We start from the raw sequence: 6,784 nt of genomic DNA, 5'->3' as shown, positions 1-6,784 counted from the left end.
TGCTACCGCAGAAATGATGGAGCAACTGGCGGCGTAAAAACCAACCTGATCCACCTTAGCCAAGCCGCCAAACTGTCTCAGCAGACGGGTCCACCTCAGATCTTCGGCGCGAGCCTGTATTACAGTTGGTCGAAGGAATTCCTTGAAGCGATCGGCGTTCAGGCTTGTCATCAGCCAGCAACAGCTCTGAGGTCACGGGCCTGCCTGATCACGGCAGTGCCCATCGGGCAAAACAGTTAGCGGAGTGATGGTGGTATGATGTGACAGCGACATAGGAATGGGGATCGGCTCAGGCGGACAACGTCAGGGGGCTGCGGCCGTATTGTGCCGCACCAACAGGCCGGAGACGTGACAGCATACTGTATCCGACCCGCAACGCTCAACGATCATCCAGATCACATTGCCGCGCGGGCGCCATCCAGAAATGACATCGCCACCCGAAGACACTGGTTCCAAAGCTGGCTTCGCCAGTAGCGCTTTGCACGCTCCGAGCGTCGCTATCCAAGATCCAGAACCTCGCGTCTGTTCGTCGGAATCGAAGGCAGGGACGTGATCGCGTGGCTGTACTGGCGCCGATCGCCTCTGCCAAAAGCGCTACTTCGCGAGATCGGGAAGCGTGTTCTTGAAGATCTCGCCACCTTTGATGATGACGGCGAGATTGCGCTCATAGTCCGTCAGCAGATCGATGTCCTGCGTAGGGTCGCCGTTGACCAGCAGCATGTCAGCCCAGGCACCGCGTTCCAGCACGCCGAGCTTCGCGCCTTTATAGGGATTGCGCTCGCCGCTCAAAGCGAACAAGTCGCAATTGCCCGACGTGGCAATCCGTAGCGCACCACTGTTGCCGAAAACCCTGGCAAAGCGCGAGAGCAATTTGGGCTGAGCCCCGGTCCCGTCCGGCTGGAACAGAAGGTCGGTTCCAAACGCCACTTTGGTACTCTGCGCCTTAGCCCATTCGGCGACCCGGTCCCAATGGCTGGTCGGTTCGGCCTTCTGGATCTGTTCGGGGGTCAGGGGATTGTCGCCCGCCTCGAAGGGTTGAAGACTTAGCCAGACGTCCTGCTCCGCCATCAGTTTGAGGGTCTGTTCGTCGACCATGTGGCCATGCTCGATCGAGCGAACGCCGGCGTCGATGGCGCGGTGGATGCCGGCGACGGTGTAGACATGTGTCGCGACATAGGTGCCCCAGTCGCTTGCCACCTGGACGGCGGCGCGGATTTCTTCCGGCGTGTACTGCAGCGTGTCAATGGGGTCGGAGTCTGAAATGACCCCGCCGCCCAGAGCCAGCTTGATCTGGCTGGCACCGCGTTTGAGTTGCGCGCGCACCGCCGCCATGACGTCGGGGACACCGTCGGCAATGACGAACGCGCCAATCTGCTCGAAACGCGACGGTTCGCTGCCCAGCGACCGCGGCTGCGCATACGCGGGCGCAAAGTCCCCATGTCCTGCGGTCTGCGAGATGAGCGCGCCAGAGGGATAGACTCGGGGGCCGGGGACCGCTCCGCTGTCGATGGCCTGTTTCAGGCCGAATGTCGGACCGCCGACATCGCGGATCGTGGTGAAGCCGCGCATCAGCGTGCGTTCCGCCTCCGCGACAGCATTCGCGTACATCAGGCCGGTGTCGGACGCTTCCATGTTGGCCAGTGTGTTGGGAGCGAATACCATATGCCAATGCGCGTCGGTCAAGCCGGGCATTAATACCCGTGCGCCGCCATCGATCGTCTCAGTTCCGGCGGGAGGCTGAATAGGGCTGCTGGAGATTTCCTCTATTTTGTCGCCGAAGACGAGAACATGGCCGTCACGCAACTGGTCATTGACGCCGTCGAAGATGCGCACATTGGAAAGCAACAGCGATCGAGGCGTCGCCGGCTGAGCGAAGGCGAAAGACGGCGCAGCGACTGCGCAGCCCATCGAGACTAGAATCGACCTACGAGAAAGGAGGTTAGTCATATCAGACCGCCGCAACTGGACTTGGAAAGCAGAACGCTTATCAAGCTTGTGGTGCCCCCAACCAGTCAAGACTAGCACGCTTTAAGAGGCCGAGCCACAGCTACATAATCGGGCGCGGCCATGCCGGCCTACCGCGCGCCTCCAGCTTTGGCCCTTGCCATCAATCCCCGATTTTCCGGGACAAGGTCTGATATGATTCCGGCCCGAGCATTCATGGTCAATGTTTCCATGGAGCTATTTCCGCCGCTCGACCCGATCAGCCTTGTGCCCTTCGTCAGCGTGGAAAACATGATGCGGCCGGTGCTTGACATTGATCAGAACCGACAACCAAAGGGAGACTAGCCGAGCCTGAACCCCGCCGGCTTTGCCGGAGACCGTTGGTCTAAGTTATGCGGCCATGGCTGGCGCGTCCAGCATGGCATAGTTGCGCTTTTCTGCCTTGGCTGGCGTTATGTTGCCGGTAGGCTCCAGGAGGCGTCGGTGGTTAAACCAGTCGACCCATTCCAAAGTGGTGAACTCCACGGCTTCGAAATTTCGCCACGGTCCGCCGATGGATGACCTCGGCCTTGTAAAGACCGTTGATCGTTTCAGCGAGAGCGTTGTCGTAGGAGTCGCAAACACATCCGACAGACGGCTCGATGCCCGCTTCCGCCAGCCGTTCGGAATAGTGAAAGGACACATATTGCGATCCCCGCGGTCGGAATGGTGAACCAGTCCGCCACGGTGGACGGGATGCCGATCATGAAGCGCCTGGTCTTGGGCGTCGAGCACAAAGCCCGAATGGGCAGTACCGTCCTCTGCTTGCTTCAAAACAAATGCGATCTGCGCTTCCGAAAACTTCGATCCCTTCATCGGAACTCTCCTTTTCCCATCGAGGGATCATAGTTGGAAAATTCCAGCTAAAACGGTCCGATTTAATGCGAGCACGTCAAACGGAGCAGCTTTCATGCCCTACGCGATCTTGACGAAAAGTTTGCGACGGAACCTTTTTTATCATGGCGCTGCGGTTGTGCTGGACTGGAGTTGAAGACGGCGCTGGCACGATCTTGAACTCTCGGTAACCGCAGAAGCCGAGCCCTAGTTCAGATGCTTGAGCGCATCGGCAAATACATCGTCCCATTCCTGGTCGCTGACCTCCATGAGGCCGAGCCCGCGCAGAAGAAAAAGTCCTTCGATCGAGAGGAAGGCGGTACGTGCCCTCCTGCCTTCTTCGGTAGTCGGATCGGCAAGCTCGAAGGCTTCACGATAAAATGCCTGCACCTGCTTGCGATGGTCGGGGTGGCTGGATAAAGCCGCCATCAAATGCGCCGCGCGCGTGAGGTAGACCGCCTTTTGCTCAGCCGAAACCTTGATATGTGCCTCCATTTTATCCCGAGGCGCAACACCAGTTGTTTCAGACTCACGATGGGAAACGAAGCGCTGCAGCTCCCGGCGCAACATGTCCTCAATCAGCGCATCCTTGGTGGGATAGCTATAGGTCAAGCCACCCTTGCTGATGCCTGCCCTTGCGGCCACGAGGTCCATTGTGAAATGGAGGCCGCCGGTCTCCGTGATCAGAGCCTCGGCAGCCTTCAATATTTCGCTCTTGTCGATCCTCTTTGGTCTGGCCATCTCACGTCATGTTGTTGCCCCGGTTACGCCGCCCTCAGTAACGGAAGACGAATTCGGAACCGTCAGTAAAGCGATTGAAACGATAGATTGAAGGGTCGCACGTCGTTTCCTCACCTGCAATCATTTCCGCGATCATTTGGCCTGAGGCCGGGCCGGTTGTCAGGCCATTACCGGAGAAGCCGGTGATCAGGAAGAGACCGGGAACGTCCGGTATGTCGGTGACGAACTGGGTGGAATCCGGCGTAGCATCAATAATGCCGGCCCATTCTTCCTTGACCACCGCCTTTTCAAACTGCGGGAATGCGCGTCGGAGGTTGGCTAGAGCCGTGTCGTTCTCGTACCGATCGACGGCTCCTGAAAGCATGCGCACCTCTTCGAAGGGCGTCACTTCGTCGGGGCTCCAGCTCGACTTCATGCGCAGCGACTCGAAGAAGTCCTTGCTCAGGCGAACTTTGACCAGATCCCCCGAATAGCCGAGCGTCGGCCAGAAATCGAACAGGAAGCGGAAGCTGTCCTTGGTAATCGGCGATGCGCTTGTGCCGACGCCGACCGAAGTCTCGCCGTTTGCTTGCATTCGCCACGTAAAGTCCGGTCCGTAGCCTGCGCCAGGCAGAGCGCCATCAATACGGCTCAAGCGCTGCATTGAGGAGGAGAGCGTCAGCTGCGGTACACGAACGCCCATATTCCCGGCGAACAGCGAGCTCCAGGCTCCACCTGCGATGACGACGTACCGCGCCTTGATGTACCCCTTCTCGGTATGCACACCTGCAATCTTACCGGCTTCGCGCTCGATTGAGCGGGCCGCACAGGGCGCAACGATTTTGACCCCTTCGCGGATTGCCCCCTGGGCGATCCGTGACACGGAATAGTCGGGTTCTGCCGTGCCGTCACTGGGCTGGTAGAGCGCGGCGGGGAACTTCTCGCTGGCACCCGGGATGAGCGCGTCGAGTTCCGATCCCATGACGACCCTGGAATCCATCTGGGGCTGTATTTCCAGCGCGGCTTTCAGCCATTCCCGATGCATCTCCACCTCATCGTCGGAACCGATCAGGGTGAAATTGCCGGACTGGCGATAGCCGATGTCTTCGCCAAAACGTTCTGAGAAGCTCTGCCAGATCGTCTTCGACTGGTTCGTGAGCTCCAGCTTTCCAAGGTCCCAGCCATTGGAATAGACCCATCCGAAGGCACGGCTGGACTGCTCGCCCGCCACGACGCCCTTTTCAAGTACAACCGTGCTGAGCCCTTTCTCGTTGAGGAAAAGGGCGGTTGAAATGCCCGCAATGCCAGCTCCGATAACGACGACGTCGGCTTCGGCGGGCAATTCGGAAAGCGTTTGAACCGGCATGGCGCGCGGGACGGAGGAATTGATGCGCCAGCCCGATCCGGACATGGCACCAATGCCCAGGCCCGCACCAATCGCGACACCCGCTGCGCCGCTGCCCGCTCCGACAAGGAAGCTACGTCTGGAAATAGCCATCGAATACCTCTTCTATGGCCAGCCATCTTCACCGGAGAATTGACTGGCAATGCGTGCCGCTGTTCATGCAGCTAAATCGGCTGCACGAATATCAGACTGGTCAGTCTTTAATCAACCCTATTGTGAGGTATGGTGGCTGCGCGAGGTCGCATCCGGGTCACTGGCTGAACCTCATATGCGTACGAAATCGGGGACTTGCGTTAGGTGGGATGTGCTTTGACAATTTGTGCGTCCGGATCAGCAGGGGCAATTCGAAAGCCGCAGAGACAGGCCAGCTTGACCACTTATTGGTCCGGGACAGAAAGATCGACGAGATAGCCGACTGGCAGGCTCTGTGAGGTGTCGCAGGGATATCACGGCAGGAGACTTGCCAGTGGCTCGGAGGGCTTGATCCCTTGCGCCAGGAGGTCCAGGTCTTCTGTGCCGGTGCGGATACCGGAGCCTATTTGAGGCGATGCGAGTGCGGGGATTAGCCCTCCGCATCTGTATTTTTCGAGGAGCAACGCGTTTAATCTTTTCGCGGCATCTTCAGCCACCGCTACATCGGGCACGGGATGGACCGCGCCTGACCCGACCAGCGAGTGGAGGACCTGATTGATCAGGCCTGGTTGGCCGCGATAAGGTGGTATCGTCTCCAGCTCCCTGAAAGTCACCACGCCGTTGGCGCGCAGGCGCTCGAGCACGGGCCCAAATATCTGCGCCGAGCCTTCAACGGGGCCGATGGGAGTGTCAAATTTCACGCCTGCACTATCAGGTAGAACGGATACAGCGCGCACTTTCAGCCTGCGGAGTGCAGCCGTGTGCTCTTCCGGAGAAAGACGGCGTGTCGTGCGCGTGTAGAGATCAAGGCGGGAGAACTGGTTGGACGCGAAGTCTTTTACCGCCTCGCGCATAGAGATCGTCGATTGCGAATTAACCAGACTGCGCATGGAAGACGGGACCGCGAAATCATCGATATTCTCAAACGGCGTGGCGCTTCCGGCAAAAGCGAGCCCCCTTTGCTCCAGAGACTCGATGACATCCGCTGCGAGAAACGGTTCATAGTGATCGTTGAGATAATCATGGATCGTATGACCGGCTGCGTCGTGCTGCTCTTGTAGGGTTTTGAGACGCGCCACCGGATGAGTTTCGAAAAAGCCCGCTCTTCCTTCGCGCAGCCCACTGAGGATTTGTCGGCCCGCATCAATCGCAGCAAGGTGCGCATGGCCGGACTTTTCGAACAGGGATCGATAGAGGCGTTGAATCGGCACCATGTCCGCTGCACCGGGCAGTGCCATATAGTGGATCAGTGCCACGCCTGTTGTGGAAAGATACCGCGAGATGAAGTCCAATATTGCAGATCGAACCGGCGGTGCCACCCAAGAGTATATTCCGCGTGCAATGATGTAGTCACATGACGGGAAATTCCTGACGTCGCGCAAATCCATGCAGTGGAAAGTTACATTTTCCAGCTTCGCGTCGGACGCTGCGGATTGTGCGTCTGCAATGTGCTCGGGATTAATGTCTATTCCATGGAAAGTCATGGAAGGGTTGGTGGCGGCCAGCAATAGAAGGCCAAAGGTGGAGCCGCAGCCGATCTCGCAATATACTCGGCTTGTATCTTCCGGGACCTTCGTGCCGAGAGCAGCGAGAACTGCATCCAGCCAGACTGGTGCGTGTTCGCGATGAAATTGCGGCGGATAGGCGACCTCTGTGATGTAGTCCCGCTCAACATCCATCGCGAAAGTATCCTGCGTGTGCTGGTGGCCT

General features: G+C 58.5%; 6 protein-coding genes and 1 pseudogene. 2 read left to right on the top strand and 5 right to left on the bottom strand.

The window, feature by feature from the left end:
- Positions 1-240, top strand: a 240-nt coding sequence (locus tag IOD40_RS19890; protein ID WP_210336987.1) for a hypothetical protein, incomplete at its 5' end; no start/stop codon positions are given.
- 354 nt (positions 241-594) lie between these two features.
- On the opposite strand, the gene IOD40_RS19155 is transcribed toward IOD40_RS19890, so the two are convergent.
- Positions 595-1,908: a metal-dependent hydrolase family protein gene (locus tag IOD40_RS19155; RefSeq protein ID WP_198478307.1), complete on the bottom strand. Its 1,314-nt coding sequence runs from the start codon at positions 1,906-1,908 to the stop codon at positions 595-597.
- A gap of 159 nt (positions 1,909-2,067) precedes the next feature.
- Between IOD40_RS19155 and IOD40_RS19150 the strand changes: the two genes are divergently transcribed.
- The gene (locus IOD40_RS19150; protein WP_198478306.1) at positions 2,068-2,289 is read left to right on the top strand and encodes a hypothetical protein; all 222 of its coding nucleotides are present in this window, start codon (positions 2,068-2,070) and stop codon (positions 2,287-2,289) included.
- Positions 2,290-2,334: 45 nt separating this feature from the next.
- Here IOD40_RS19150 and IOD40_RS19145 read toward each other — a convergent pair.
- The 4 genes and pseudogenes from IOD40_RS19145 to IOD40_RS19130 form a co-directional block, all read right to left on the bottom strand.
- A pseudogene (locus tag IOD40_RS19145) lies at positions 2,335-2,736 on the bottom strand (integrase core domain-containing protein); the annotation flags it as partial.
- Between the two features lie 288 nt (positions 2,737-3,024).
- Positions 3,025-3,558: a TetR/AcrR family transcriptional regulator gene (locus tag IOD40_RS19140; protein WP_198478305.1), complete on the bottom strand. Its 534-nt coding sequence runs from the start codon at positions 3,556-3,558 to the stop codon at positions 3,025-3,027.
- Between the two features lie 34 nt (positions 3,559-3,592).
- Complete coding sequence (locus IOD40_RS19135; RefSeq protein WP_233714059.1) at positions 3,593-5,035, bottom strand: NAD(P)/FAD-dependent oxidoreductase; 1,443 nt, start codon at positions 5,033-5,035, stop codon at positions 3,593-3,595.
- A gap of 353 nt (positions 5,036-5,388) precedes the next feature.
- Positions 5,389-6,753: a class I SAM-dependent methyltransferase gene (locus IOD40_RS19130; RefSeq protein WP_198478304.1), complete on the bottom strand. Its 1,365-nt coding sequence runs from the start codon at positions 6,751-6,753 to the stop codon at positions 5,389-5,391.
- Positions 6,754-6,784 lie beyond the last annotated feature (31 nt).

The organism is Aquamicrobium zhengzhouense (genome assembly GCF_016124105.1).
Classification (GTDB): Bacteria; Pseudomonadota; Alphaproteobacteria; order Rhizobiales; family Rhizobiaceae; genus Aerobium; species Aerobium zhengzhouense.
This window is presented reverse-complemented; position numbering and strand designations above follow the sequence as displayed.

Coding starts and splice junctions, on each gene's coding strand:
- IOD40_RS19155 (WP_198478307.1), bottom strand. CDS start 1,908: ATGGGCTGCGCAGTCGCTGCGCCGTCTTTCGCCTTCGCTCAGCCGGCG.
- IOD40_RS19150 (WP_198478306.1), top strand. CDS start 2,068: ATGCCGGCCTACCGCGCGCCTCCAGCTTTGGCCCTTGCCATCAATCCC.
- IOD40_RS19140 (WP_198478305.1), bottom strand. CDS start 3,558: ATGGCCAGACCAAAGAGGATCGACAAGAGCGAAATATTGAAGGCTGCC.
- IOD40_RS19135 (WP_233714059.1), bottom strand. CDS start 5,035: ATGGCTATTTCCAGACGTAGCTTCCTTGTCGGAGCGGGCAGCGGCGCA.
- IOD40_RS19130 (WP_198478304.1), bottom strand. CDS start 6,753: ATGGATGTTGAGCGGGACTACATCACAGAGGTCGCCTATCCGCCGCAA.